We start from the raw sequence: 24,641 nt of genomic DNA on the forward strand, positions 1-24,641 counted from the left end.
GGCGGGTTGTTACTCGGCGGATGAAAGCCAGCGAGAGCTCAGCTTTCGCTCCGCGGCCGGGGTGAGGGTGCCGAGGACGCCGAGGCGGGCGATGCCGCCGTCCGGGTAAATGTCGACGCGCACATGGGTGGCGGGCCTGCGCGGAGCACGCGGCAACCGGAATCGATGCGGGGTGTCGGGCTGCAGGGGTGTTTCGGGCAGCAGCTCGAACCAGGCCGGGTCGGCCGGCTCGGGTAACGGTTCGTCGCCGTGGTGATCGATACCGAGCAGGCGGGCCGAGCCAGGGGCGTTGAACAGCAGGTTCGTGGTGTCCAGCTCGATCAACTCCGGAAAGCCCTGGGCGGCGAGACGGATTGTCGCCCAGTCGTTTCCGCCGTCCCGACGCCGCGCGGTCTCCCACCCCTCCGCTTGGTTGCGCGCCAGACCGGGGGCGAGCATGTTGTCCGGGGCGGAATAGAACATATTGGAGCACGCCACCGCGCGTGCCCCGTTGGCCAGCGCCGCGAGGTCCACGGTGAGACCGGTGAGCAGGGCCGGATCCGGGACCACCGCACCGTGCACGCGCAGGCGGGCCACGCCACCGTCCGGGTACATAGTCAGGCGGACGTGGGTGAAGATGCGTTCGTCCGACACCGGGAACTCGTGCTTCGCATCGCCGCCGATAGCGCTGCGCGGCACGATGTCCACCCATTCCGCGCTACTCAGCCGCGCCACCGAGGGGTAGTCCGGCGCCCGGCACGCCGCGACCGAAATATGTGGCGGGTAGTTGCCTTTGAACCAGGCCGTGTCCACGACGACGCCGCGGATCACACCGGACATACCGAGGCGGATGATGGCCCAGTCGTCGCCGGGGCCGCGGTGCCTGCGGGTTTCCCAGCCGTCGTACTCCTGCCCCTTGGGACCGAACGTGTGCTCCTGGAAGCGCGGCTCCCACGGGTTGATGAGATTCTCGCGCTCTTCGAAAGATTCGTCGCTCGCGGCGATCACGCTCGCGCGATTGCTGCGCAGCGCCAGGTCGGGCAGGCTGGTGAAGTCTGACATGTGTTCTCTCTCAACGGTTGTCGGTCACCAAATGGCGACCCGCAGGCGGGTGGCCGTGCCACGCGACACGGCCGCCGAGCCAGGTGGAATGGACAACACCGAACAGCTCGCGGCCGCCGTAGGGCGTGATCGGGTTCTTGTGCGCTAGAGCGATCGGCTCCACGGTGAACGACGCCGCGGGATCGAAGGCGACGAGATCGGCATCGCAGCCGACCTCGATCCGCCCCTTGCGGCGTAGCCCGGCCAGCTCTGCGGGCGCGGCCGCCATCCAGCGCACGACGTCGGTCAGCCCGAATCCCCGTGCCCGCGCGGCGGTCCAGACCGCGGGCAGCCCGATCTGCAGCGACGAGATGCCACCCCATGCGCTGGCAAAGTCGCCCTCCTTCATGGCGGGCGGGCACGGCGAATGGTCGGAGACCACGCACGACAGCACACCGTCGGTCAGCCCCTGCCACAACGCGTCCTGGTTGGCGGCGTCCCGAATGGGCGGACAGCATTTGAACGCCGTCGTGTATGCCTCCGCGGCCGACAACGTGAGATAGTGCGGACAGGTCTCCGCACTGATGCGCCCGCCGCGCGCCTGTGCGGCGGCGAGCGGTGCCAGGCAGTCTGCCGACGAGACGTGCAGGATGTGGGTCCGGGTGCCTGTTGCCTCCGCGAGCGCGATGATCTGTTGCACCGCAGAGCTTTCGGCCGCCCCCGGTCGAGAATTCAGGAACGCACGGTAGGAGCCGTCGACCGGTTCGCCCAACCGCACGGGGTCTTCGGCGTGCACAATGAGCAGCCCGTCGAAGGACGCCAGCTCCCGCATCACCTTCTCGATCTCGTCGAGTGTCAGCGGCGGGAACTCCTCGACCCCGGACGGCGACAGGAAGCACTTGAAACCGACGACGCCCGCCTCGTGCAGCGGTCGCAGCGAGTCCAGGTTGCCGGGAATCGCACCGCCCCAGAAGGCCACGTCCACATAGCACTGTCCGTCCGCCGCCGCCCGCTTGGTGGCCAGGTCGGCAACGGTGACCGTCGGCGGTAGCGAATTCAGCGGCATGTCGACGATCGTGGTCACCCCGCCGGCCGCCGCAGCCTTGGTCGCGGTGGCGAAACCCTCCCACTCGGTGCGCCCCGGCTCGTTGACGTGGACGTGCGAGTCGACAAGTCCCGGCAGCACGACCAGGTCGGCGAGATCGGTGATCGTGGTCGCGGGCAGCACCGTGTCGTAGTCGCTCAGCGCCGCAATTCGCCCGTCCTGCACGGCTATTGCGGCCGGCCGAATCCCGTCCGGCAGTGCGACGCGCCGGGATCGGATGACCAGATCATGCATGAGCGCCTGCCTCGTTGCTGATTGCCTTGTCGCCCAGCCAGTTCTCGGCGATGTTGCGAGCGAGTGCTTCCAGTAGCGGTCCGGCCTTCGCCATGCAGACCTCGGGATCCGGCTCGATGTCGGTCAGCGCGTATGCCTGCTCGATGTGGGCGCGCCGCAACTGCTCGTCGGTCAGCGCCCGCTGCCCCGCGACCGCGATGACCGGAGCACCGGCGGCCGCCGCTGCCCGTGCCACCCCGACCGGCGCCTTGCCGTGCAGCGTCTGCCGATCCAGTGAACCCTCACCGGTGATCACCAGCCGAGCGCCTTCGACCTGTTCGGCGAATCCGAGCTGCTCGAGGATCAGCTCGATGCCCGGCCGAACCTGCGCACCGAGAAAGGCGAGAGCGGCAAAGCCGACCCCACCCGCGGCCCCCGCGCCCGGCCGGTCGACGACGTCGACGTGCAGATCGCGACGCACGATCGACGCGAAATGGGCCAGGCCCCTTTCGAGTTCGTCGACATCGGCGCTCTCGGCGCCCTTCTGCCGCGCGTAGACGTTCGCCGCGCCGCGCACCCCGAGCAGCGGGTTGTCGACGTCGCAGGCGACGGTCACCGGAACCCTGATCATGGCGCCGGCGTCGATGCGCGCCAGCCTGCGCAGCGACCCGCCGCCCGGTGCCAGCGGGTGTCCGTGCTCGTCGAGAAAGCGGACACCGAGCGCGGTCAGCATGCCGACGCCCCCGTCCGTGCACGCACTACCGCCGAGGCCGAGGACGACCCGTCCGGCACCGCGTTCGACGGCCGCCTTGATCAGCTCACCGGTGCCCAGACTGCTCGCGGTCAGTGCCACCGTGGCATCGGGCCTGCCCCGCAGCCTGCGCAACCCCGATGCCTCGGCGAGCTCGATGACGGCGGTGTGATCGCGGATCGCGAACGACGCGACGACCCGATCCCCCAGCGGCCCCGTGACGGTCGTCTGGAACCGCGAGAAACCCGACTCCACCACGGCGTCGACGGTGCCGTCTCCACCGTCGGCCACCGGCATGGTCAGCACCGGGATGTCCGGCCGGACCTGCCGAAGCCCCGCCGCCAGGTGCGCGGCGACCTGGGGGGCCGTCAGCGACCCTTTGAACTTGTCGGGCGCGATGACACAATGCCCGTCCCGCCACAATTTCCTGGCCGCACCCGGCCGACTCAATTGCCGCCTCCGACGGGTTCCGGTTCCTGGATCGGGGCGGTCGCGGTCGGCGCGTCCGCGGCAGAGCTTGCCAGCTCCTCGAACTCGTTGATGTTGTCGATCTCCAGTCCCATCGACACATTCGTCACACGCTCGAGAATGACCTCGACGACCACCGGCACCCGGAATTCGGCCATCAGCTTCTTCGCGTCTTCCAGCGCGGGTCCGATCGACGCGGGGTCGTTGACGCGGATCGCCTTGCAGCCCAAGCCTTCCACCACCTTGACGTGGTCGACGCCATAGCCGTTCAGCTCCGGACTGTTGATGTTCTCGAAGTCGAGCTGGACATAGTAGTCCATCGAGAAGTTCCGCTGCGCCTGGCGGATCAGGCCCAGATACGAGTTGTTCACCAGCACATGGATGTAGGGGATGTTGAACTGTGCACCGACGGCCAATTCCTCGATGAGGAACTGGAAGTCGTAGTCCCCCGACAGCGCGACCACGGTGGCCTCGGGGTCGGCGGTCGCGACACCGAGCGCCGCGGGCACCGTCCAGCCCAGCGGCCCGGCCTGACCGGCATTGATCCAATGCCGCGGCCGGTACACGTGCAGCAGTTGCGCCGCCTGGATCTGCGACAGACCGATAGTGCTGACGTAGCGGATGTCGGGTCCGAACGCCCGGTTCATCTCCTCGTAGACCCGCTGCGGTTTGATCGGGACATTGTCGAAGTGCGTCTTGCGCTGCCCCAACTGTTTGCGCGCCCGCACCTGGCCCGCCCAATCACCGCGGTCGGCCAGTTCCCCTGCCGCCGCCAGCTCGCGGGCGACCGCCACGAACACCGCGAGCGCGGCGCCCGCGTCGGAGGTGATACCGAAGTCGGGCGCGAACACCCGCCCGATCTGGGTCGGCTCGATGTCGACGTGCACGAAAGTGCGTCCCTGGGTATAGGTTTCGACGCCACCAGTGTGCCGGTTGGCCCACCGGTTCCCGATGCCGAGGACGAAGTCCGATTCCAACAGGGTCGCATTACCGTAGCGATGCGAGGTTTGCAGACCGACCATCCCCGCGTGCAGGGCGTGATCGTCGGGGATAGTGCCCCAACCCATCAGGGTCGGCACCACCGGAACACCTGTCAGCTCGGCGAATTCGACGAGCAACTCGGCGGCGTCGGCATTGACGATGCCGCCACCCGCGACGATCAGCGGCCGCTGCGCCGCGTTCAACATGCGGATGGCCTTCTCGGCCTGTGCCCGCGTCGCGGCCGGGCGATGCACCTCCAGCGGCGTGTACATCTCGATGTCGAACTCGATTTCGGCGAGCTGCACATCGATCGGCAGGTCGATGAGGACCGGCCCCGGCCTACCGTCGCGCATGAGGTGGAATGCCTTCTGGAACGTGCCGGGCACCTGCGCCGGTTCGAGAACGGTGACCGCCCACTTGCTGACGGGTGCGGCGATCGAGGCGATGTCGACCGCCTGGAAGTCCTCCTTGTGCAGCTTGGCCACCGGAGCCTGCCCGGTGATGCACAGGATCGGAATGGAATCCGCACTCGCCGAATACAACCCGGTGATCATGTCCGTGCCCGCCGGGCCCGAGGTGCCGATGCAGACGCCGATATTGCCCGGCACGGCGCGGGTGTAACCCTCGGCCATGTGCGATGCGGCCTCCACGTGGCGGGCAAGGACGTGCCGAATCCCGCCGTGCGCTTTCATCGCACTGTAGAAGGGGTTGATCGCGGCGCCGGGCAGCCCGAAAGCCTGTGTCGCCCCCTCCTTTTCCAGAATCAGAACAGCCGCATCGACGGTGCGCATGCGTGCCATGGTCAGCTCGCCCCGTCTGTCTCGGTCCGCCCGGACAGCGCGTCCGCGACGAGCAGTAGCGCCGAATGGTCCAGCGAGCCGTAGCCCATGGCCCGCGCCGCGGCGATCAACTGCGCGGTCAGCGCACCCATCGGGATCGACACCTCGGCCTGACGAGCGGCCTGCAGGATGATGCCCATGTCCTTGTGGTGCAGGTCGATGCGAAATCCCGGCACGAAACTGCGCGCCAGCATGGACTCGCGCTTGAGCTCGAGGATCTTGCTGCCCGCAAGGCCGCCGGCCAGCACGTCGAGGCCCTTCGCCGCGTCCGCGCCCAGGTTCTCCATCAGCATGATCGCCTCGGCGACCAGGGCATACGTACCGCCGACGACCAGCTGATTGGCCGCCTTGACGCACTGCCCCGCACCATTGCCGCCGACCAACGCGACGGTCTTGCCGACCGCGCCGAAAATCGGCCGGGCGGCCTCGAAGTCGGCCTCCGCACCGCCGACCATGATCGACAGAGCGGCATTGACCGCCCCGGTCTCCCCTCCACTCACCGGGGCGTCGAGGACACGCAGGCCCTTCTTCTTGCCCTCTTCCGCGGTCCACCGGGCCGTCCGCGGAGTGATCGTAGAGAAGTCGATGTACAGCGTCCCGGGGTTCGCGTGCTCGAGGACATCACCGAAGACCTGCTCGACGTGCTCGTCCTGGGGCAGCATCGTGATGACGATGTCCTTGTCGCGCACCGCTTCCGCGGCGCTGGCCGCGGCCGCGCCACCCGCCGCCTTCAGCTTGTCGAGCCCGGTCGGGCCGACGTCGTAACCAGTGACGTCGTGCCCGGCCGCGACGAGGTGGCCCGCCATCGGGCTGCCCATGATCCCGAGTCCGACAAATCCGATCTTGCTCATGACTCCGCCATTCCCAGCGGGCGCTGTGTCGATGATTCGCTCGCTGCGCTCGCTCATTTGATCCAGTTCCAATCCAACTCGGGGTCCTTGTATTCGAGGCCGATCCAGCCGTCGTAGCCACTCGCGGCGAGGGTTTCGAAGAGCCGGGGAAAGTCGAGCTCGCCGGTGCCTGGTCGGCCGCGGCCGGGATCATCGGCGATCTGCACATGGCCGATGTGCGGCGCGTGGGTCTCGATCACCTCGATGAGGTTCTCGTCCATCCTGGCCAGGTGGTAGAGGTCGCAGAGGAATCGCACATTGGGCTCGCCGGTCTGCTCGATGACTCGCATCGCGTGCTCGGCGCTCACGATCGGATAGTCCGGCGACTCGAAGGAATTGAGCGCCTCCACCAGCACGGTGGCGCCGATGCGAGCTGCCGCCCGAGCGGCGATGCGCAGGTTCTCCAACGCGAGTTCGTCCTGCTTCTCCGGAGATTCGCCGGCGATCCGATTGCCGTAGAGGGCATTCAGGGCGCGGCAGCCGGTGCTGTCGGCGATCCCGACGGCCACATCGATGTTGTCCCGGAACTTCGTGACTGCACTGGGGACCGAGACCAGGCCGCGGCCCGCCGGGATCAGATCGATGAAGTTCAGGCCGATCAGCTCGACACCGGCATCATTGATCGCGCGGATGAATTCATCGATCTCTTTATCGCCCGGTGCCGGATTCTCCCCGAACGGCCACCAGAATTCGACCGCGTCGAATCCGGCCTGCTTCGCGGCGGCCGGTCGTTCCAGCAGCGGTAGGTCGGTGAAGAGTATCGAGCAGTTGACATCGAATTTCGGGAGTTTCGAACCCCCTGTGTAGTTATTCATTCAGCTCCTTCGGCGGTATTTCTGCCAGCTGCCGATCGCGGTGATATCGATCAGCTCCGGATACGAGGTCGGCGGCCTGCGCAACACCATGGACAAGACCGAACGGCCGTCCTCCAGTTCGATCGCGCCGAGCTCGAGTTCGGGCGGCTCGGCGGGCAGCAACCTGCTGCGTAGCACGTCGAGCGGCACATCGAAGAGCTCCCCCGCAATCGAGTCGCCGCCGTCCGCGGCCGGCTCCAGGCCGGGAAAACGGTCTCCGACAGAGAAGAATCGGTAGCGCGGCGCGGTTTTCACCTCGCCCGCGAAGGGCGCGCCGTCCAGCAGGTGGTTCAGCGGCCCGCCACGCATCGCGGAACCGTTCAGAAATATCAACGGCATTGTTCGGGTCCTTTGTTCGAAATTTCGTCAAGTATGTGGGCAACCGGTTCACTTGGAATAGAAGCGATTAACACCGAGCTCACCGCCTGTTTCGGAGCTCATTTCGTACGATGCTCCAGAAAGATGCATGTCATTGATCGGCCGACCGCGGGCATACCGCAAACCCCGTGCGATGGGTGTACAGCTGAGACACGGGGTGTGCGGTAAGAAGCCCTCACCAGGCCGGGACCAGGTCCCGGTGGATCGGGCCGTCACTGGTGGTGAGCGGCTGTGTCGAACCGCCGCGGCGGACCGCGACGATCTCGGCGGCGACAGCCACTGCGGTCTCCTCGGCCGTGCGCCCGCCGAGGTCCAACCCGATCGGCGAATGCAGTTGGGCGAGTTCGGCTTCGGATACACCGGCCGCACGCAACCTGGCATTGCGGTCCGCATGGGTGCGACGGGAACCCATCGCGCCCACATAGGCGACCGGCAACCGCAGCGCCACCTCGAGCAGTGGGATGTCGAACTTGGCGTCGTGGGTGAGCACACACAGGACGGTGCGCGAATCCACCGGGGTGCGTGCGAGATAGCGGTCGGGCCATTCCACGACGATCTCGTCGGCGTCCGGGAATCGGGCGCGGGTGGCGAACACCGGTCGCGCATCGCAGACCGTGACGTGGTAGCCGAGGAAGCGCCCGACGCGGGTGACGGCAGCGGCGAAATCTATTGCACCGAAGACGATCATGCGCGGCGCAGGTACATAGGACTCCACAAAAATCGTGCGCTCCCCGGCCCCGCAGCCGACGAGCCGCAGGGCGGTTGATCCGGTGTCGAGCATGGCCCGCGCCTCCGCGACGATCACCTCGTCGAAAGTCGCACCGAGGGTCCACCAGGTGCCGAGCGCCATCGCCGCCCCGGTATTCAGATCCCGTACCAGCGCGACCGCCTCGGTGGACTGCAGGACCGCTCGAATGGTCCCGTGCTCCTCGGGCGCTATCGCCTGAATGAACACTTCGAGCTCACCGCCGCAGGTCAGGCCGACGGCAAAGGCGTCCTCGTCGCTGTATCCGAAGGTTTCGCGTATCGACTGCCCGGTGCGCAGCACCTCGCGACAGAGTTCGTACACCGCACCTTCGACACAACCACCGGAAATGCTTCCGATGACGGCGCCTTCGGCATCGACGGCAAGGGCGGCACCGGGCGGCCGCGGCGCGCTGCCAGTGACACCGATGACGGTGGCGACGGCGTAGGACTTGCCCGCCGTGTGCCATTGCAGGAGTTCTGTCGCGAGGTCACGCATCGGCTTATCCGCCCAGCAGGAGTTCGATGGCCGAGATGCCGAAGTAGCCCGCGAAGACCAGTGCGACAACCCAAACCAGCCAATGGATTTCACGGAATTTGCCGCGCGCCGACTTGATCACCACGTAGGCGATCAGACCCGCGCCGACACCGTTGGTGATCGAGTAGGTGAACGGCATCAGCACGATCGTCAGGAAGGCGGGCACCGCCACCTCGAGATCGGCCCAGTCGATCTTGCGGGCCTGGGTCATCATCAGCGCGCCGACGAGCACCAATGCCGGAGCGGCCGCTTGTATCGGCACCACCGCGGCCAGCGGGGTGAAAAAGACTGCGAGACAGAAGAGCCCACCGGTCACCACACTGGTCAATCCGGTACGGGCGCCCTCACCGACACCCGTCGCGGACTCGACATAGACCGTGTTTCCGGCGCCGCCGCTGGCACCACCGATAATCTGCGCGACACCATCGATGGTGAGCACCTTGCCGATACCGGGCATGGTGCCCTTCTCGTCGAGCAGGCCGGCCTCGTCACAGACCCCGAAAACCGTTCCCATAGCATCGAAGAAGCCGGTCAGCACCAGGGTGAACAGCACGACTCCCGCGACGAGTCCGCCCGCTTCGGCGAATCCTCCGAAGAAGTCGACATCGAACATCAGGCCGAAATCGGGTGCGGAGAAGAAGCCTTTCGGCGACTCCGGCACGACAGGGCCCCACGTCGCCGGGTCGATCTTCGCCAGCGAATTGACCGCGACGGCGAGCACCGTCGCGATGACGATGCTGATCAGAATCGCACCGGGCACCTTGCGGATGAACAGCGCGAGCATCACAAGCAGTCCGACCGCGAATATCACCACCGGCCAACCCGAGAGGTGACCACCGGCCCCGAGCGTGACCGGCGGACCCGTCTGCGAACCGTGGCCGACGACACCGGCCGAGACAAGGCCGATCATGGCGATGAACATGCCGATCCCGACGCCGATGGCGTTCTTGAGACTGAGCGGAATGGCGTTGATGATCATCGTTCGCAGGCCGGTCGCGGCGAGCACCACGATGATCACGCCCATCAGGAAGACCAAGCCCATGGTCTGGGGCCAGGTCATGTGTGGCGCGGCCTGAAAGGCGACCACCGGTACCACGCCGAGTCCGGCGGCGAGCGCTAGCGGCACATTGCCGACAAGGCCCATCAGTACAGTGCTCAGTCCTGCGGAAAACGCCGTGGCCGTGGTGAGTTGAGCGATGCTCAGCTTGTCACCGTTGACATCCGCGACACCGCCGAGAATGAGCGGGACCAGAAGGATGACGTAGGCCATCGCGACGAAAGTGGTGATACCGCCACGGATTTCCCGGGAAATCGTGGTCTTGCGTTCGCTCAGCCGGAAGAATCGGTCCAGCGCAGACCTTCCGGCAACCGGCTCTGGGGCGCTGGGCTTGGTCTGAATTTGGGTCATGGCGTGCCCTCCTCGGGGCGTAGCCGACCTACGGTCCGGTCCTTGTGGACTCGAGCGGACCGCTCGGTTCGGGTACTGCTGTTGTGGGGTCTGTCCTAGATAGGCAGGCTGCCCCTGTTGATCAACTGCTCCGGATGATGTCTTCCGGTCGCACCGGCACACGATTGATGTGCACGTTTCCACCCTGCGATCGGCACGCGTCACGAATGGCCGAGGCGATGGCAGGGGTCGAAGAGAGCGTGGGTGGCTCTCCGGCGCCGCGCAGCCCGTACGGGGCGTGCGGATCGGCGTTCTCGAGGATCTCCAGCTTCTGTGGAGGCATATCGAGGATGGTGGGAATCAGATAGTCCGTGAAGGACGGGTTGAGCACTTTTCCGTTCTTGACCCGAATTTCCTCCATAACTGCCAGGCCGAGGCCCTGTGCGGAGCCGCCATGGATCTGGCCCTCCAGGGACAGGCGGTTCATGATCTTTCCTACGTCTTGCACCGCGTCGAGAGCGACGACCTTGACGAGGCCGAGTTCGGTATCGACATCGACGACCGCGCGGTGCACGCACAGCGCCAGCTGGGTGTGGCTGCTCCCCTGGCCGGTGACCGGATCCATCCCGGTGGTAGGGCGGTGGTGGTACTCGCGGGTTTCTTCGATGACCCCCTCATTCAGGACATCGACGATCGCAGCGAGCACCTCCCCCGTCTCCGAAACCACCTTGCCGCCGATCAGCTGTGCGGCGGGACCGTGACCCTGCGCGATGGCGAGCTCGAGCAGCCGCGCCCGCACCGCCTCACAGGCGGTCTTGACCGCACCGCCGGTCATGTAGGTCTGCCGGGAAGCGGACGACGACCCGGAATCACCTACCTGGTTGTCGGCGGGATGGATGGTGACCCTTTCGATCCCGAGTTCGGTGCGTGCGATCTGCGCCTCGACGGTGACCAGTCCCTGGCCGACTTCGGCTGCCGCGGTGTGTACCAGTGCAACCGGTTCTCCGGCAATGACTTCCAGTCGTACTCGGGCCGTCGACAGGTCGTCGAACCCTTCGGAGAAGCAGATATTCTTGATGCCGACGCCGTAGCCGATGCCGCGCACCACGCCCTCGCCATGGGTGGTCTGTGAAGCCCCACCCGGCAGGTTCCTGATGTCGGAGGCATCCAATACCTCGGGCAGCGGGATCGCGCGCACCTGATCGAGCATCTCCGCCAGCGGTGCGGGCGCGTGCACCACCTGTCCGGTCGCCAGCTTCGAGCCCTGCGAGACGGCGTTGATCTGGCGCACATGCACCGGGTCGAGTTCCAATGCCTCCGCGAGCTTGTCCATCATCGACTCGTGCGCGAAGCACGCTTGGACAGCGCCGAATCCGCGCATAGCACCGCACGGCGGATTGTTGGTGTAGACACCGTACGCGTCGATCTCGATATGCGGAATCTCGTACGGTCCTACCGCGAGCGAGGACGCGTTACCGGTGACATTCAGTGTCGCCGAGGTGTACGCACCACCATCGAGGACGATGACAACCTTTGCGTAGGTGAGTTTTCCGCTGGCATTGGCACCGTATTCGTAGAGCATCTTCGCCGGGTGCCGGTGTACGTGCCCGAAGAACGACTCTTCGCGGTTGTACACCATCTTGATGGGCTTGCCGGTGCGCATGGCCAGCATGCCCGCGTGGATCTGCATGGACAGGTCCTCGCGGCCACCGAAGGCTCCGCCGACACCGGCCATGGTCATGCGGATCTGGTCGTCGGCCAGCCCGAGACACGGGCCGATCTGGGAGAGATCGTTGTGCAGCCACTGGGTGGCGACGTAGAAGTCGAGGCCACCGTCCTCGGCCGGAATGACCATGCCGGATTCGGGACCGAGGAATGCCTGGTCCTGAATGCCGACCTCGAACTCCTCGGTCACCACCACGGTGGCCAGGGCGCGGCCCACAGTGATATCGCCGACGCGCACCGGCTGGTGACGGGCGATACCGCCGCGCTCTTGTACCTTCAGACGCTTCGGAGCCGAGACCACCGCCATCGGGTCGGTAATGGGTTCCAGTACCTCCCAATCGATTTCGATGGCAGTGAGGGCGCGGCGGGCGATCTCGGGATGGTCGGCGGCGACCAGGGCGATGGGTTCACCATGGTGGCGTACCTCGCCGATGGCGAGGACCGGCTGATCCCAGGTGTGGTCGAGGCCGTACATCTTGCGGCCGGGTACATCCTCCTCGGTGAGCACCGCGTGTACACCGGTTATGGCCAGCGCGGGAGCGATATTGATGCTCCGGATAATGGCGCGCGGGTGCGGGCTGCGCAGGGTGGCGCCCCACAGCATGCCGTCCATCCACAGGTCGGAGGAGTAGGCGAATTCGCCCTTCACCTTGAGGGTGCCGTCGGGACGCAGCGGACTCTCGCCGATGCCGCCCTTCCCCGGCGCGGCGACCTCGCCGGGGAATCGGATGGTACGTGCCGCACTCATCGGGACTCCTCTCCCATCAACCGCTTCCGCGCCGCTGCGCCTGCCCTGCCGACCGCGTCGTGCGAGACGGTGCGCAGCTCGTCGTTCTCCACGACGGTCCTGCCGCCGACGAGTAACCGCGCCAGTGGTGGGGTCGGGCCGAAGACCAGGGCGCACACCGGGTCCTCGACCGCGGCGCGGAAGCCGTCGACCCGCCACATGGCGATGTCGGCGAGCTTGCCCGGCTCGAGGCTGCCGATCTCGTTGTGGCGGCCGAGATTGCGTGCGCCGCCCATGGTTCCTATCTGCAGCGCCTGGCGCGCGGTGAACGCCGTCGGGCCGTGAACCGCCCGCTGGAACAGCATGGCCTGGCGCATCTCTCCGGCGAGTGAGGTCAGCTCGCTCGACGCCGCACCATCGACACCGAGGCCGACGGGCGCGCCCGCGGCGAGCAGATCGGTGACGCGGGCGATACCTGCGCCGAGCCTGGCGTTGGAGCTCGGGCAATGCGCGGAGCCGCTGCCGGTTTCGGCGAACCGGCGGATATCGGCGTCGTGCAGGTGCACCGCGTGGGCGAACCAGACGTCCTCGCCGAGCCAACCGAGCTTCTCCATGTATTCGACAGGGGTGCACCCCATCTGCTCGATGCAGTGCTCCTGCTCGTCGAGCGTTTCGGCGAGATGGGTATGCAGCCGAACGCCTTTGGCCCGCGCCAGCGTGGCGGCGTCGAGCATCAGGCCCTCGCTGACCGAGAACGGCGAGCACGGCGCGACGGCGACCCGCAGCATCGAATCGAACGACGGATCGTGGTAGGTGTCGATGACTTCGGTGGTGTGGGAAAGGATTTCGTCGCGGTCCTCGACCACCTCGTCCGGCGGCAGGCCGCCGTCGGCCTGCCCGCGGTCCATCGAGCCGCGGCACGGGTGGAAACGCAGACCGATCTCCCGTGCGGCGCGCACCTCGGCCTCGAACAGATCGCCGCGACCCTTGGGGAAGATGTAGTGGTGATCGCTGCTGGTGGTGCAACCGGTCAGCGCCAGCCAGCCGAGGCCTGCGGAGGCGGCCCCGTAGACCACCTCGGCGTCCATGCGGGCCCAGGTGCGGTAGAGCCCGGTCAGCCATTCGAAGAGCGTCGAGTCCTGGAACAGGCCTTGGCTCGCCCACTGGTAGAGGTGATGGTGGGTGTTGACCAAGCCGGGGGTGACCAGGCAGCCGGCGCCGTCGATGCGTTGGGCATCAATCAGCAGCGGCGCCGGCCCCGCACCGAGCGACTCGATCCTGCCCTCGTCGACGACGAGATATCCGGACGCGATCTCCGGTCCGACGACCGGTGCGATGTACGCGTTCTCGATAACAACCCTGGTCATTTGGCCGCCTTACGTCGTGCCGCGAGCCGAACCGCGTCGAGGATCTTCTCGTATCCGGTGCAGCGGCACAGGTTTCCGGCCAGCGCCTCGCGGATCTCCACATCGGACGGGTCGGGGTTGTGCTCGACCAGGTCGTGCGCCTGGACGATGAGACCCGGTGTGCAGAAACCACATTGGACCGCACCCGCCTCGACGAACGCCTGCTGCATCGGATCGAGCTTGTCGCCCTTGGCGAGGCCCTCGACGGTCCGCACCGAACAGCCCTGTGCCTGGCCTGCCGCTACGAGACAGGAACAGACCGGGGTGCCGTTCAAATAGACTGTGCACGAACCGCATTCGCCCTGCTCGCAGGCGTTCTTGGAGCCGGGAAGGCCCATTCGCTCACGGAGCATGTAGAGGAGGCTCTCCCCCTCCCAGACGTCGTCGACGGTTTCCGTCGAGCCGTTCACATCGAAGGTCACGCGCATCAGGCCGCCCTCCTCTCTGCTAGATGGTCGTTCCATGCCCAGGTCAAGGTGCGCCGCGCCAGCACCGACAGTGCGTGCTTGCGGTAGTCCGCGGTGCCTCGCACATCATCGATCGGCTTCGCGGCCGCGGCGGCGAGCGCGCCGAACTCGCGCAGCACCCTTTCGGTGAGCGGGGCGGGGTCGTCCCAGGCCAGCTGGGTGGCGAGGAATTCCTCGGCAGGCGTCGCACGCAGCGGTGTCGGACCTGCCGAGCCGATGCCGGTCCTTGCCGAGCGGGTGTCGGGGTAGAGCGCGATGGAGAACGAACACACCGCGATCACCATGGCGTTCCTGGTGCCGACCTTGGCAAAATACTGCGGCCCCTGCGCGGGCGCGAGCCACACTGCGCGGATGAGCTCGTCGGGCTCGAGTGCGTTCTTCTTGACCCACACGTAGAAGTCGTCGATCGGGATCATGCGACTGCCGCGCGCGGCCGACTCCACCTCGACCACCGCATCGCCTGCGAGCAGCGCGGGGTGGGCGTCACCGGCCGGTGACGCGCCGCCGAGATTGCCGCCGACCGTGCCGCGGTTGCGGATCTGCGGCGAACCGACCGTGCGTGATGCCTGCGCCAGGCCGGGCAGCCGGTCACCGAGCCGGTTGATGATCCGCACATAGGGAACGCCCGACCCGATCCGGAACTTGCCGTCACACTCCTCGTATTCGAACAGATCGCGGCATTGATTGAGATCGAGCAATGCGGCAGGACGGCCCTTGTCGAAGTTGAGCTCGACCATGATGTCGGTGCCGCCCTGGATCGGGGTGGCGTCCGGGCGGTCGGCCTTCAGCTCGAGCGCTTGGGCCCAGGTGGTTGGTCGTAGAAAATCCATTGTCACTCCCGATTCAGTCCCAGGCGGGCCCTGCGCCGGGGGCGTCCTCGGACAGGACCGAACCTTCGATGAGGCCGTAGGGCCGGTCGGCGGCCCAGAACACCTCGTTGTCGTTCTCCAGGCCGAACGGAGACAGATCCACCACGAAATGGTGCTTATTGGGCAGCGAAAGCCGGACCTCGCCGATCTCCGGGCAGGTGTCGAGGACCCGGTTGCCCATGGCGTACAGGGTCTGCTGCAGCGACAGGCTGTGGGTCTGCGCGAACGCCTCCAGCAGGCAGCGGCGGGCCCTCAGGTAGGACTTGTCCCAGTCGTCGGGGACGGCGATGTGCCGCCACTCCGCGTTGACCTCGGTCGCGAGGACGCGGTCATAGGCTTCGCGCAGCGTCGTGTACTTGTCCTTGATGAAGCCGTGGAACTCCGAGCCGGTGGAGTTGAGGACCACCAGATTCTTCAATCCCGTGACCACCCAGGCATTGTCACCGTCGTTGTGCACGCGGGCGGTGCGGATCTCCTGGTTGGAGCGGACGAAGGAGTGCTGCCGGTCGCCGGGGCCGACGACGATGCGCTCCCAGGCGTACTCCTCCAGCGAAACCCTGGCATGCTCGATGGTCGGCTGGGAGTCGACGAAATGCCGGGCGAGCAGCAGGCCGAATTCTTCCGGCGAGGCGATACCGTGCTCCTTCGCGAAGGCGAAGACGGTGTTCTTCTGGGTGTCGGTCGGCAGCACCGCGGCATTGCCGCCGGTGAGGTGAGTGTCGTCCATGTCTCCGGACAACGCCACGCTGACGTTGAGATCTCGGATCTCATGGATGCCACCGGTTTTCGTCACCCTGACGACACGGTTCTCGGACTTGCCGTATCTATTGGGGCCTAGCTTGATCGACATTGTTCAGCTACCTCGATAGGTGGAGTAGGAATACGGGCTGAGCAGCAGCGGCACGTGGTGGTGCTCGGCTGGGTCTGCGATGGTGAAGTCGATGGAGACCGACGGATAGAACGGGCTGATGTCGCCGGTCTCGAAGGTCAGGCGGTGCGCACCGGCCGCGGGGGCGGGCAGGTCCTTGATCCGGCCGTCGGCGTCGGTGCGATGCTCGGCGAGCACGGTGCCCTCGACCGTCGCCAGTCGGACCAGCAGTCCGGCGGCGGGGCGGCCGGTGGCCGCATTGAGCACGTGGGTCGACAGGCTCATCGCTGCTCCAGCAGCTTCCGCACCCGGAGCCTGGTGATCTCGGCGAGCTCCGCCGCAATGACCACACGCTCGTCTTCGACCGCGTTGTCCAGGCGTTTACGCAGCTCAGTGAGCATTTCCTCGGCACTGCGGCCGGTCGCGCGGATCAGGAAGACATGCCCGAACCGTTCTTCGTAAGCAAAATTTCCTGCGGCGAGTTCGCGCAGCACCGCGGGGTCGGCGGTCGCGGCCCCGGATTGCTCGCTGCGCGACCAATGTGCCTCGCGCCGTGCCTTTTCCGCACTTGCGAACGAAACTGCCACTGCTGCAGCCACTTTGGATCGTTCACCGATGCGCGGGTGCGCCGACAGCGCCTCCTCGACATCCGGCCAACTCAGCTCGCACACTCCGGTCACCGCGGCCGCTATCAGGCTTTCGCTGTTCTCATATGGTCTGCGCGCCACCACCTTTCGCGCCCAGGTCCGGGACGCGCAACAGGTCAGCAGCTCCGCCTCCGCGTGGTCGAGAGGCAGTGAGTTGAGCCATCCAATCTCACCTGACATCCGGTCTCCCATCGGGGTCTCAACGTGTCCGGTAAGTACACCCGCTGGGGATCAGCGCAGCTAGAAACGAGAAATCCGAACTGTGCGCCAGTTCACACCGGATTCTTTGTAGGTATGTCCAAGCCCCTCGACTGTTAGCGTCCACCACGTGCGCCTACGTTCCCTACTCACCATGACGGACCTAGGGCTGGAGCTCGTGACCGGCGAGAACCAGCTCGACCGCTTCGTTCGCTGGGTGGTAACCACGGACATGCTCGATCCCAGCCGCTACCTCTCCGGTGGGGAGCTGGTGCTGACCGGCCTGCAATGGCGCTCCACGCCCGCCGACAGCGAGATCTTCGTCCAAGCACTGGCCCGAGCAGGCGTGGCAGGCCTGGCCGCCGGTGATGCCAAGTACGGCGGCGCACCGCCCGACATCGTCGAGGCGTGCCGCAAACACGGCATCCCGCTGTTCCGGGTTCCGGAGAACATTGCGTTCGCGACGGTAACCGAGCAAATCACCAGAAACCTCTCCACCGGCCGCGCCGCCGATCTGACCGCCGTCCTCGACCGACATCGCCAGCTGGTCGCGGGCTCGGGCCTCGGCTCGGTGCTGGAACTCATCGAACGCGACCTCGGCATGCGCTGCTGGGTCATGTCCTCGACCGGCCGGGTGGTTGCGGGCCCGCCCCCGCCGCCCACCGAGGTGACGGCGGCCTTCCTCAACGCCCGCCGCCTGCCCCATGTGCTGACCCACCAGAGCGCGCGCTATTCACTGTTCGCCGTCGACGAGCACCGCACGTCACGGGCGGCCGACTGGTTTCTGGTCTTCGAGGGCGACTGCGGCGACTGGCCCGAGGAACGCCGTGCCTTGACCGGCGAGCTCGCGGCCGTTGTGTCCCTCGAACGCGCCCGCCAGGACGACCGGCAGAGCGCCGAGGGCCGCCTTGCCCAGGAACTCATCGAACTGATCGTGTCCGACGCCAAGCCCGCCGAAATCATCTCCCGCCTCGAACTGACCGGCCTCGGCTCCGCCGAGTCCTATATCGCCGTGGTGGCCGCAGCGCAGGCAGATACCTTGCGCCCCGGCGAATTACGCGTGCTCCTGCGCGAAATCCTCTACGGCAGAAGGCCCGCCGCAGGCGTCGTCGACGGTGAGGCGATCGCTTTGATACCCGCTGGCACCGACAGCTCGGTCATCGACGAAATCCACCGGGCCGTAGCAGCTCTGGAGCCCGGCCTGCGCGGCAGCCAACTGTCGGTCGGCGTCAGCGGCGTGGTCGACGGCGAAGGTCTGCGCGGGGCCGTGGAGGAGGCTCGCTACGCCCGCCGCCTGGCAGCCGATCGCCACCAGCCCACCAGCGTCGTCGGGCACGACGAGCTGGCGACCCACATGCTGCTGCTCGCCAGCGTCCCCGACGAGGTCCGCCGGATGTTCCGGCTGCGCCTGCTCGACCCCCTCACCAACTACGACCAGGACAACCGCTCGGATCTGGTCCACACCCTGGAAACCTTCCTCCAGGCCTCCGGCTCCTGGACCAAGTCCGCCGATCTGCTCCACGTCCACGTCAACACCCTGCGCTACCGCATCCAACGCATCGAAGAACTGACCGGCCGAGACCTCTCCCGTCTGGAAGACCGCGTCGACTTCTTCCTCGCCCTCGCCCTGCGCTGATCACCCGGCCGGGTTGCGTGTCCCAGGCGGATGCGCACGCACCCGCCATACGAGTGTTGTCACTGGTTCCCGGCTTCGAGCTCGGCCACCGGGGAGAGTACGCGTCGCGCCAACGTGAGCCATCGCTGCTGCTCGGCCGGGCGCTGCCGCTAATACCGCTTCGCGGTGGGCTGGAATGTCTGACTCAATCGGGCATACGCTTCACGCACGTCATCCGGTATTTCCTGTTCCAGGATATGGCCTTCGCGGGGATACTCGTCCAGGCGTTTTATTTCGCCCAAGATCGCCGACACAACCTCTTGCGGAACACGGGCTTCGTCAGGGATCGTCCTATAGCCGTAGCGGATGTAATTCTCCACGGACACGTCCGCCGTGACCATGGCGACATGCTGCACGTCTGGGCACTGCTTCCTGATCGTGCTCTCGACACGACGTGCGTGTTGCGGTGTGCACACAGCAATGATCGATCCGACATCGCGGCCGCGCTCTTTCAGTAGCGCCGCCGAGTTCACCGCATTCTGCCCGGTGTTCGTGGCCAGCGGCTCCTCGATGATCCGGTCGGAGTTCAAGCCGAGCTTCTCCGCGACCAACCTGAATTTCGCGGCCTCGCCGTACGAGCCCGAGAACACCACGGGCATGTCACCTGGCCCGAGGTCGCGAACGAGGTTCGCGACAACGGCAGAGCCGCCGATATCCTGACTGCCGAAAAAGACGACACCGCCATAGCTACGACCGGGATCGAGTTCCCACTTCGGATCGTGTCGGAGAAAATCCCATACCGTCGTCATGTCGGACATCATCCGGTCCGTATCCACCCCTTGGCCTTCCAGTTCCCGCATCCAGCAGGAGTAAGGGTCGCCATCCGGGCCCATGGGTTCGTGCAGCACCTGACCGTCCCGGTCGATCGATATCGCAATCCGCCGGTCGGCATCGGGAAAGACATCGCCGCCTTCCCGCACATCACTCGCGAAAGCATGCATATGCTCGCTGCGACCCTTTCCGAGTGCGGCCACCGCACGGCTCACGGCCTCGATCGCCTAGCGACCGGCGGCGGCCGCAGGTCCGACGGGACCTGGCTCCATTACCCCACACTCCCCTTATTCGGTCATGTCACCCATGGCAGGCCCGCTGATCAGAACAAGCCCCACCGCATCCCGACAATAGTCGACAATGGCTATCCAACTTCACCCATTCGCCACTCGATTCGTATCGAAAACCATTGGCCGACAAGCCAACAGCGAAGGCGATAGAGTCACTCACCACACGTGGAACATACGTCGCGGACACCTCAGGGGGTTTTCGCCGGGCGAACCGACCCACAGGCCGGGTGGAGCAAGCCCGTCGAGGCGAAGCCCCTTTCTCCGATCCGAATAGCCTTGTCCCACAGATTCATCCCCCTGAACAGGATCGGACATTCCCGACAAGGTCGCGCGATCTCGCCACGCAAACGGCGACTGCCCCACATACTGTGCGGTATAGATCTGGCAATCATCTGGACAACTCGCTCGAGCTAGCCATCCTCGCCCACCTCGATACGGAACGAGCACATCCATGATTCTGACCGCCGCCTATGACGCCGTCCTCGCTCAGATCGGCAACCCGTCCCCCGAGGCGCCGCCTACTTCGGACAAGATCCTGCAGATGGTCCGGTACCTGAACTGGTTCGTGCTGCTGTCCGGTGTCTCCGGCATCACCTACGCGGGAGGGAGGTTCGCATGGGAGAAGTGGAGCGGCGGCCAGCTCGAATCACCGAAGATGATCGCGGGAGCGATGATCGGTGGCGTGGTGGCCACCAGCGCGGGCACCATCATGAATTCCGTCGTCGGCGCCTGACCGCCGCCGAGGCGCCGCGCAGGGAAGCAGCCTCGTAGCAACCTACTTCGATCTTCATCCACCGAACGCGTCGAAGACTTCCTCCGCGCGATCGCGCGTTCGGTACATGCCCCATGCGGTGTTTGCGAGCCGATCGGGGTCGAGGGTGTGGCCGTCCGGGGAGCCGAATCGCTCCGGATCCGCGGTCACCATGGCGTGGATGTCGCCGTGTTCCACCAGTCCGCCGATGGTGAGCGTCCCCGCATAAACACCCCGATCGGCCAGTGCGGCATGGAGAGTGAGCGCATAGTTCCGCAGCGCTGCCGAGGCCAGCACGAGTTGGCCGAGCATCGGCATGGGGCGCACGCTGGACAAACCGCCCGCGAAGAGCAGCCCACCGTCGCCGTCGTCGAGCATGCCCGGCAGCACTTCGCGCACCACGTCGACCGCGGGCCACACCCACTCGAACGCCGATTGCGCTGTCGCCATGTCTATTTCGGTGATGGGCACCGGCTGCTGGGTCGGACCGGGTCCGTAGTAGGCCAGCGCGATGCCTCCGTCCCGCCCGATCTCGGAGAGTACCGATCGCAGCCGGTCGCGATCGGTGACGTCGGCGGTGTGCGCGGTGGCATCGATCCCGAGGGATGCGAGATCGCGCAGATAGGTGCCGTGCCGCGCATCGCTGCGTGAGACAAGCGCGATGCGGAAACCTTCGCGGCCGAAACGCCGCGCCATGGACATGCCGAGACCGGGCCCGACGCCGATGATCACTGCTGTTCGCGTGGTGGGCATGGGATTCCTTCCAAGATTGAGGGGGGCCTCATATTCGGCGAAGATAGCACGAATCCGAGGCACCCCTCGATTTTTGTAGAATGCGGGCATGACCAGACCCCTGCGCCGGGACGCGGCCCGCAATCGCGAGAAGCTGTTGCGTGCGGCCACCGGTGTGTTCACCGAGCAGGGGCTCGATGGTTCATTGGAGGAAATCGCACGGCGCGCGGGCGTCAGCATCGGGACGCTGTACAACCATTTCCCGCACCGCGATGCACTCATCGACGCGCTGCTGCCGCCGCGGCTGGCCGCGTTGGACGAATTCGCCGCCCGCGCCGCGAGCGAGCCGGACGCGTGGACTGCGTTCACCGGGTTCACCGAGGCCCTGCTCGACCAGCTCACCACCGACCGCGGATTACTCGAGGCCTTCACCGGCGACCATCCCGCCGCCGAGCAACTCACGCAGGCCTGCCATCGCGGAATGTCACACCTTTCGGTACTGCTCGACCGGGCCCGCCGCTCCGGCGCGATGCGCGCAGACGCGCGAGACGAAGACGTCGTGAATCTGCTGTGGGCGCTGTCGCTACTCGGCGAGACTGCAGGGCCACCGGCCTGGCGCCGCTGCCTGGATCTGGTACTCGACGGCCTCCGACAGCCGCACGAGCAACCGACGGCCTGACACCGGAAGGAACCACTGTGCCCCACGCCAAGTCCACCGATGGCGTTCGCATCGCCTACCAAACACAAGGCGACGGCGCCCCACTGATCCTGCTTGCCGGACAGGCGAACAACCACCATTGGTGGGACGGCGTTCGCGACGACTTCCACGCCCGCCACCAGACGATCACCTTCGACTATCGCGGCACCGGCGACAGCGACAAGCCCGATACGCCATACAGCACAACAGGATTCGCCGACGACGCCATCGCCGTCCTCGACGATCTCGGCATCGACAGCGCCGACGTGTACGGCACCTCGATGGGCGGCCGAGTCGCGCAATGGCTGGCCGCCCGCCATCCGGATCGGGTGCGCGCCCTCGTACTCGGCTGCACCACACCGGGAGGACGGCACGCCATCGAACGCGACAACGAGGTCCGCCGCTCGCTGGCCGATCCCGATCCGGCGGCCGCCCGAGCGGCGCTGCTGGAATTGATGTACACCCCGACCTATTCGGCGACCACACCCGGACCGTTCAACACCCTGGGCGACCCGACCATGCCTGCCTACGCTCGACGACGACATCTCCTCGCGAGCGCCAGGCACGACGCGTGGGATGCCCTGCCCGACATCGGCGTTCCCACGTTGGTCGTGCACGGCACCGACGACCGTTTCAATCCGGCAGCGAACGCAGCATTGCTCGCCGATCGCATCCCCGGAGCTCAGCTGCGGCTGATCCCGGGTGCCAGACACGCGTACTTCGACGAGTTCCGCACCACCGCAGGCCCGCTGGTCTCGGATTTCCTGAATTCGGTTCGACCGTAGAACCGGGAACGGCGTAAACCGGACGGCCCGAACAATCACCGCTCACCCCGCGGACGCATGCAAGACTGGGGCCGTGAGCGAGCTGAACGAAGGCAAATCGACGCCCGACCGCGGCGATGTCATCGGCACCGGAGTGCTGTGGCTCGCCAAGTGGGCGGTGTGCATCGTCGCGATCGCGGCGGGCACCTGGGTAATCGGCTTCGTCCTCGCGAAGCTGTGGGTGGCGGTGCTGCCGGTCCTGCTCGCGATCGTCGTCACCACCGTGTTGTGGCCGCCGACGCGGTGGCTCACGCAGCACGGCCTGCGCCCGGCCGCGGCGGCCGCGGTCACCCTGGTCGGTTTCCTCGGACTGCTCGCCGGGATTGTGGCACTGATCGTGCCCTCGGTCGTCGATCAGGCCCCTGAGCTCGCCGACAAGTCGACAGCAGGCGTCAATAAAGTGCGCGACTGGCTGCAGGGTCCGCCGCTGAGAATCCAGCAGGAACAACTCGATTCCGGGGTCGACGCGATCGTGCAACGGCTGCAGTCCAGCACCGAGCGGATCGCGACCGGTGTTTTCAGCGGGGTGAGCGCCGCGACGTCGGCGATCGTCACACTGGTCCTGGTGCTCACGCTGTCGTTCTTCTTCATCAAGGACGGGCCGCGCTTCATGCCTTGGCTACACAACACGCTCGGCAGCCGCACCGGCCGCCACCTAGAGGAGGTGCTGAGTCGAATCTGGGTCACCCTAGGCGGTTTCATCCGCACCCAAGCGCTTGTCAGCTTGATCGATGCGATATTCATCGGTGCCGGGTTGGTGATACTCGGTGTGCCGCTTGCTCTTGTCCTGGCCGTGATCACGTTCATCGGTGGCTTCATCCCGATCGTCGGCGCCTTCGTCGCCGGTGCGCTCGCGGTGCTGGTTGCGTTGGTAGCCAACGGTTTGACCACGGCGCTGATCGTGCTCGGCATCATCATCGCGGTGCAGCAGCTCGAGGGCAATGTGCTGCAGCCGGTGCTCCAGAGCCGCAGCATGAAGCTGCACGCCGTCCTCGTGCTGTTGGCCATCACCGCAGGTGGATCGCTGTACGGCATCGTCGGAGCCTTCCTCGCGGTCCCCTTCGCAGCGGTCGTCGCCGTGACGATCCGCTACATCGGCGAGCAGATCGATGCGGCCACCACCCCACCACCCGAAGTCGGCGAGGAACTCGAACCCACCGCCGAATAGCGGCTACCGAACGGACGATTCACTGCGCCTCTTCGGCGCTGCGGCGAGCGCGGTGCGCGCGGACCCGACCACGGCTCGCACACGCGGGCGACGGACACCAGCGACGCCGGCCGTCCGGATCGATGAACACGCCGCGGCAATCGTGTTCCGGACAGCTGTTCAGCAATGCCCGGTCCGCACCGGTCAACTGGTCTGCGGCCTGGCGGGCGATGCGGGCAAGGGCATCGGTCACCGTCGCGGGCGGCTCACGGCGCAACCGGTGGCCCGAGATCAACTGGACCGGGCGGTCGTGCTCGGCCAAGAAGGTGGACAGCTCCGCGACAGCCGACGCAGGGGCCGGCTGCTGGTCGACGGTGGCCAATGCCAAGGTGCGCAGCGTCTCTCGCAGCTGCCAGGCCAGGTCCAAATCGTGCTGATCCGGAGTCCGGGCCGAGGCAAGGTCGCACAACTCCAGCCACTCGGCAAGCCGGTCCGGGGTCGCGATCCGCTCGACCGGACCAGCACTGAACGTACGACCCTTCGTGGCGAGCAGGTTCAACCAGGTCGCGCCACAGTCGAAGCGAAAGGCGAACTTGTCCTCTTTGGTCACGACATGCATCGTAACGCTTTATCCGTTACATGTGTTAGTGTCTCGTAACGATCAGAGCGTTACAAGATT

The 24,641-nt window shown here is 66.3% G+C and carries 24 protein-coding genes; 5 read left to right on the plus strand and 19 right to left on the minus strand.

Going from position 1 to position 24,641, the window contains the following annotated elements:
- Window positions 1–9: 9 nt before the first annotated feature.
- The 16 genes from alc to uraD all read right to left on the minus strand — a co-directional run bounded on the left by alc (window position 10) and on the right by uraD (window position 17,057).
- On the minus strand, window positions 10–1,041 hold the full coding sequence (gene alc / locus OHQ90_RS34985; RefSeq protein ID WP_328404926.1) for an allantoicase: 1,032 nt from the start codon (window positions 1,039–1,041) through the stop codon (window positions 10–12).
- Between the two features lie 10 nt (window positions 1,042–1,051).
- Entirely contained in the window at window positions 1,052–2,359 is a 1,308-nt protein-coding gene (gene allB, locus OHQ90_RS34990) for an allantoinase AllB (RefSeq protein ID WP_328404928.1), read from the minus strand.
- On the minus strand, window positions 2,352–3,539 hold the full coding sequence (locus tag OHQ90_RS34995; protein ID WP_328404930.1) for a glycerate kinase: 1,188 nt from the start codon (window positions 3,537–3,539) through the stop codon (window positions 2,352–2,354). The genes allB and OHQ90_RS34995 overlap by 8 nt, the downstream gene beginning before the upstream one ends.
- A complete protein-coding gene (gcl, locus tag OHQ90_RS35000; RefSeq protein WP_328404932.1) occupies window positions 3,536–5,338 on the minus strand; it encodes a glyoxylate carboligase in 1,803 nt (600 codons plus the stop codon). The genes OHQ90_RS34995 and gcl overlap by 4 nt, the downstream gene beginning before the upstream one ends.
- A 2-nt stretch (window positions 5,339–5,340) precedes the next feature.
- Window positions 5,341–6,228, minus strand: coding sequence for an NAD(P)-dependent oxidoreductase (locus OHQ90_RS35005; RefSeq protein ID WP_328404934.1), 888 nt, complete (start codon window positions 6,226–6,228; stop codon window positions 5,341–5,343).
- 53 nt (window positions 6,229–6,281) lie between these two features.
- Complete coding sequence (locus OHQ90_RS35010) at window positions 6,282–7,082, minus strand: hydroxypyruvate isomerase family protein (protein ID WP_328404936.1); 801 nt, start codon at window positions 7,080–7,082, stop codon at window positions 6,282–6,284.
- Window positions 7,083–7,460 (minus strand): allophanate hydrolase-related protein, encoded by a 378-nt coding sequence (locus OHQ90_RS35015; protein WP_328404938.1) that lies wholly within the window; start codon window positions 7,458–7,460, stop codon window positions 7,083–7,085.
- Window positions 7,461–7,674: 214 nt separating this feature from the next.
- Window positions 7,675–8,742, minus strand: coding sequence for an XdhC family protein (locus tag OHQ90_RS35020; RefSeq protein WP_328404940.1), 1,068 nt, complete (start codon window positions 8,740–8,742; stop codon window positions 7,675–7,677).
- Window positions 8,743–8,746: 4 nt separating this feature from the next.
- A complete protein-coding gene (locus tag OHQ90_RS35025; protein WP_328404942.1) occupies window positions 8,747–10,189 on the minus strand; it encodes an NCS2 family permease in 1,443 nt (480 codons plus the stop codon).
- Between the two features lie 121 nt (window positions 10,190–10,310).
- A complete protein-coding gene (locus OHQ90_RS35030) occupies window positions 10,311–12,641 on the minus strand; it encodes a xanthine dehydrogenase family protein molybdopterin-binding subunit (RefSeq protein ID WP_328404944.1) in 2,331 nt (776 codons plus the stop codon).
- A complete protein-coding gene (locus tag OHQ90_RS35035) occupies window positions 12,638–13,987 on the minus strand; it encodes an 8-oxoguanine deaminase (RefSeq protein WP_328404946.1) in 1,350 nt (449 codons plus the stop codon). The genes OHQ90_RS35030 and OHQ90_RS35035 overlap by 4 nt, the downstream gene beginning before the upstream one ends.
- A complete protein-coding gene (locus OHQ90_RS35040) occupies window positions 13,984–14,454 on the minus strand; it encodes a (2Fe-2S)-binding protein (protein ID WP_328404948.1) in 471 nt (156 codons plus the stop codon). The genes OHQ90_RS35035 and OHQ90_RS35040 overlap by 4 nt, the downstream gene beginning before the upstream one ends.
- Entirely contained in the window at window positions 14,454–15,323 is an 870-nt protein-coding gene (locus OHQ90_RS35045) for an FAD binding domain-containing protein (RefSeq protein WP_328404950.1), read from the minus strand. Before OHQ90_RS35045 ends, OHQ90_RS35040 begins: the two co-directional genes overlap by 1 nt.
- A 13-nt stretch (window positions 15,324–15,336) precedes the next feature.
- The gene (gene pucL / locus OHQ90_RS35050; RefSeq protein WP_328404952.1) at window positions 15,337–16,212 is read right to left on the minus strand and encodes a factor-independent urate hydroxylase; all 876 of its coding nucleotides are present in this window, start codon (window positions 16,210–16,212) and stop codon (window positions 15,337–15,339) included.
- A gap of 3 nt (window positions 16,213–16,215) precedes the next feature.
- Window positions 16,216–16,515 (minus strand): hydroxyisourate hydrolase, encoded by a 300-nt coding sequence (gene uraH / locus OHQ90_RS35055; RefSeq protein WP_328404954.1) that lies wholly within the window; start codon window positions 16,513–16,515, stop codon window positions 16,216–16,218.
- Entirely contained in the window at window positions 16,512–17,057 is a 546-nt protein-coding gene (gene uraD / locus OHQ90_RS35060) for a 2-oxo-4-hydroxy-4-carboxy-5-ureidoimidazoline decarboxylase (RefSeq protein ID WP_328404956.1), read from the minus strand. The genes uraH and uraD overlap by 4 nt, the downstream gene beginning before the upstream one ends.
- Before the next feature lie 172 nt (window positions 17,058–17,229).
- On the opposite strand from uraD, the gene OHQ90_RS35065 reads away from it, so the two are divergent.
- The gene (locus OHQ90_RS35065) at window positions 17,230–18,711 is read left to right on the plus strand and encodes a PucR family transcriptional regulator (protein ID WP_328404958.1); all 1,482 of its coding nucleotides are present in this window, start codon (window positions 17,230–17,232) and stop codon (window positions 18,709–18,711) included.
- Between the two features lie 149 nt (window positions 18,712–18,860).
- Here the strand turns inward: OHQ90_RS35065 and OHQ90_RS35070 are convergent, their stop codons facing one another.
- Window positions 18,861–19,736 carry a YdcF family protein gene (locus tag OHQ90_RS35070; RefSeq protein WP_328404960.1) on the minus strand — a complete coding sequence of 292 codons (876 nt, stop codon included), beginning with the start codon at window positions 19,734–19,736 and terminating at the stop codon, window positions 18,861–18,863.
- 526 nt (window positions 19,737–20,262) lie between these two features.
- On the opposite strand from OHQ90_RS35070, the gene OHQ90_RS35075 reads away from it, so the two are divergent.
- On the plus strand, window positions 20,263–20,544 hold the full coding sequence (locus OHQ90_RS35075; RefSeq protein ID WP_328404962.1) for a hypothetical protein: 282 nt from the start codon (window positions 20,263–20,265) through the stop codon (window positions 20,542–20,544).
- A 54-nt stretch (window positions 20,545–20,598) separates the two neighbouring features.
- Here the strand turns inward: OHQ90_RS35075 and OHQ90_RS35080 are convergent, their stop codons facing one another.
- On the minus strand, window positions 20,599–21,315 hold the full coding sequence (locus tag OHQ90_RS35080) for an SDR family NAD(P)-dependent oxidoreductase (RefSeq protein WP_328404964.1): 717 nt from the start codon (window positions 21,313–21,315) through the stop codon (window positions 20,599–20,601).
- An 88-nt stretch (window positions 21,316–21,403) separates the two neighbouring features.
- Here OHQ90_RS35080 and OHQ90_RS35085 point away from each other — a divergent pair, with 88 nt between their 5' ends.
- The 3 genes from OHQ90_RS35085 to OHQ90_RS35095 all read left to right on the plus strand — a co-directional run bounded on the left by OHQ90_RS35085 (window position 21,404) and on the right by OHQ90_RS35095 (window position 23,983).
- Window positions 21,404–21,973 (plus strand): TetR/AcrR family transcriptional regulator, encoded by a 570-nt coding sequence (locus tag OHQ90_RS35085; RefSeq protein WP_328404966.1) that lies wholly within the window; start codon window positions 21,404–21,406, stop codon window positions 21,971–21,973.
- A gap of 17 nt (window positions 21,974–21,990) precedes the next feature.
- Window positions 21,991–22,776 (plus strand): alpha/beta fold hydrolase, encoded by a 786-nt coding sequence (locus OHQ90_RS35090; RefSeq protein ID WP_328404968.1) that lies wholly within the window; start codon window positions 21,991–21,993, stop codon window positions 22,774–22,776.
- 73 nt (window positions 22,777–22,849) lie between these two features.
- Window positions 22,850–23,983 carry an AI-2E family transporter gene (locus tag OHQ90_RS35095; protein WP_328404970.1) on the plus strand — a complete coding sequence of 378 codons (1,134 nt, stop codon included), beginning with the start codon at window positions 22,850–22,852 and terminating at the stop codon, window positions 23,981–23,983.
- A gap of 19 nt (window positions 23,984–24,002) precedes the next feature.
- Here the strand turns inward: OHQ90_RS35095 and OHQ90_RS35100 are convergent, their stop codons facing one another.
- Window positions 24,003–24,572 carry a CGNR zinc finger domain-containing protein gene (locus tag OHQ90_RS35100; RefSeq protein ID WP_328404972.1) on the minus strand — a complete coding sequence of 190 codons (570 nt, stop codon included), beginning with the start codon at window positions 24,570–24,572 and terminating at the stop codon, window positions 24,003–24,005.
- Window positions 24,573–24,641 lie beyond the last annotated feature (69 nt).

Source organism: Nocardia sp. NBC_00403 (assembly GCF_036046055.1).
GTDB lineage: Bacteria > Actinomycetota > Actinomycetes > Mycobacteriales > Mycobacteriaceae > Nocardia.

Excerpts from the sequence above, each read along its gene's own strand:
- alc (WP_328404926.1), bottom strand. The coding sequence starts at position 1,041 with ATGTCAGACTTCACCAGCCTGCCCGACCTGGCGCTGCGCAGCAATCGC.
- allB (WP_328404928.1), bottom strand. The coding sequence starts at position 2,359 with ATGCATGATCTGGTCATCCGATCCCGGCGCGTCGCACTGCCGGACGGG.
- gcl (WP_328404932.1), bottom strand. The coding sequence starts at position 5,338 with ATGGCACGCATGCGCACCGTCGATGCGGCTGTTCTGATTCTGGAAAAG.
- OHQ90_RS35005 (WP_328404934.1), bottom strand. The coding sequence starts at position 6,228 with ATGAGCAAGATCGGATTTGTCGGACTCGGGATCATGGGCAGCCCGATG.
- OHQ90_RS35010 (WP_328404936.1), bottom strand. The coding sequence starts at position 7,082 with ATGAATAACTACACAGGGGGTTCGAAACTCCCGAAATTCGATGTCAAC.
- OHQ90_RS35015 (WP_328404938.1), bottom strand. The coding sequence starts at position 7,460 with ATGCCGTTGATATTTCTGAACGGTTCCGCGATGCGTGGCGGGCCGCTG.
- OHQ90_RS35020 (WP_328404940.1), bottom strand. The coding sequence starts at position 8,742 with ATGCGTGACCTCGCGACAGAACTCCTGCAATGGCACACGGCGGGCAAG.
- OHQ90_RS35025 (WP_328404942.1), bottom strand. The coding sequence starts at position 10,189 with ATGACCCAAATTCAGACCAAGCCCAGCGCCCCAGAGCCGGTTGCCGGA.
- OHQ90_RS35030 (WP_328404944.1), bottom strand. The coding sequence starts at position 12,641 with ATGAGTGCGGCACGTACCATCCGATTCCCCGGCGAGGTCGCCGCGCCG.
- OHQ90_RS35035 (WP_328404946.1), bottom strand. The coding sequence starts at position 13,987 with ATGACCAGGGTTGTTATCGAGAACGCGTACATCGCACCGGTCGTCGGA.
- OHQ90_RS35040 (WP_328404948.1), bottom strand. The coding sequence starts at position 14,454 with ATGCGCGTGACCTTCGATGTGAACGGCTCGACGGAAACCGTCGACGAC.
- OHQ90_RS35045 (WP_328404950.1), bottom strand. The coding sequence starts at position 15,323 with ATGGATTTTCTACGACCAACCACCTGGGCCCAAGCGCTCGAGCTGAAG.
- pucL (WP_328404952.1), bottom strand. The coding sequence starts at position 16,212 with ATGTCGATCAAGCTAGGCCCCAATAGATACGGCAAGTCCGAGAACCGT.
- uraH (WP_328404954.1), bottom strand. The coding sequence starts at position 16,515 with ATGAGCCTGTCGACCCACGTGCTCAATGCGGCCACCGGCCGCCCCGCC.
- uraD (WP_328404956.1), bottom strand. The coding sequence starts at position 17,057 with ATGTCAGGTGAGATTGGATGGCTCAACTCACTGCCTCTCGACCACGCG.
- OHQ90_RS35065 (WP_328404958.1), top strand. The coding sequence starts at position 17,230 with ATGACGGACCTAGGGCTGGAGCTCGTGACCGGCGAGAACCAGCTCGAC.
- OHQ90_RS35075 (WP_328404962.1), top strand. The coding sequence starts at position 20,263 with ATGATTCTGACCGCCGCCTATGACGCCGTCCTCGCTCAGATCGGCAAC.
- OHQ90_RS35080 (WP_328404964.1), bottom strand. The coding sequence starts at position 21,315 with ATGCCCACCACGCGAACAGCAGTGATCATCGGCGTCGGGCCCGGTCTC.
- OHQ90_RS35085 (WP_328404966.1), top strand. The coding sequence starts at position 21,404 with ATGACCAGACCCCTGCGCCGGGACGCGGCCCGCAATCGCGAGAAGCTG.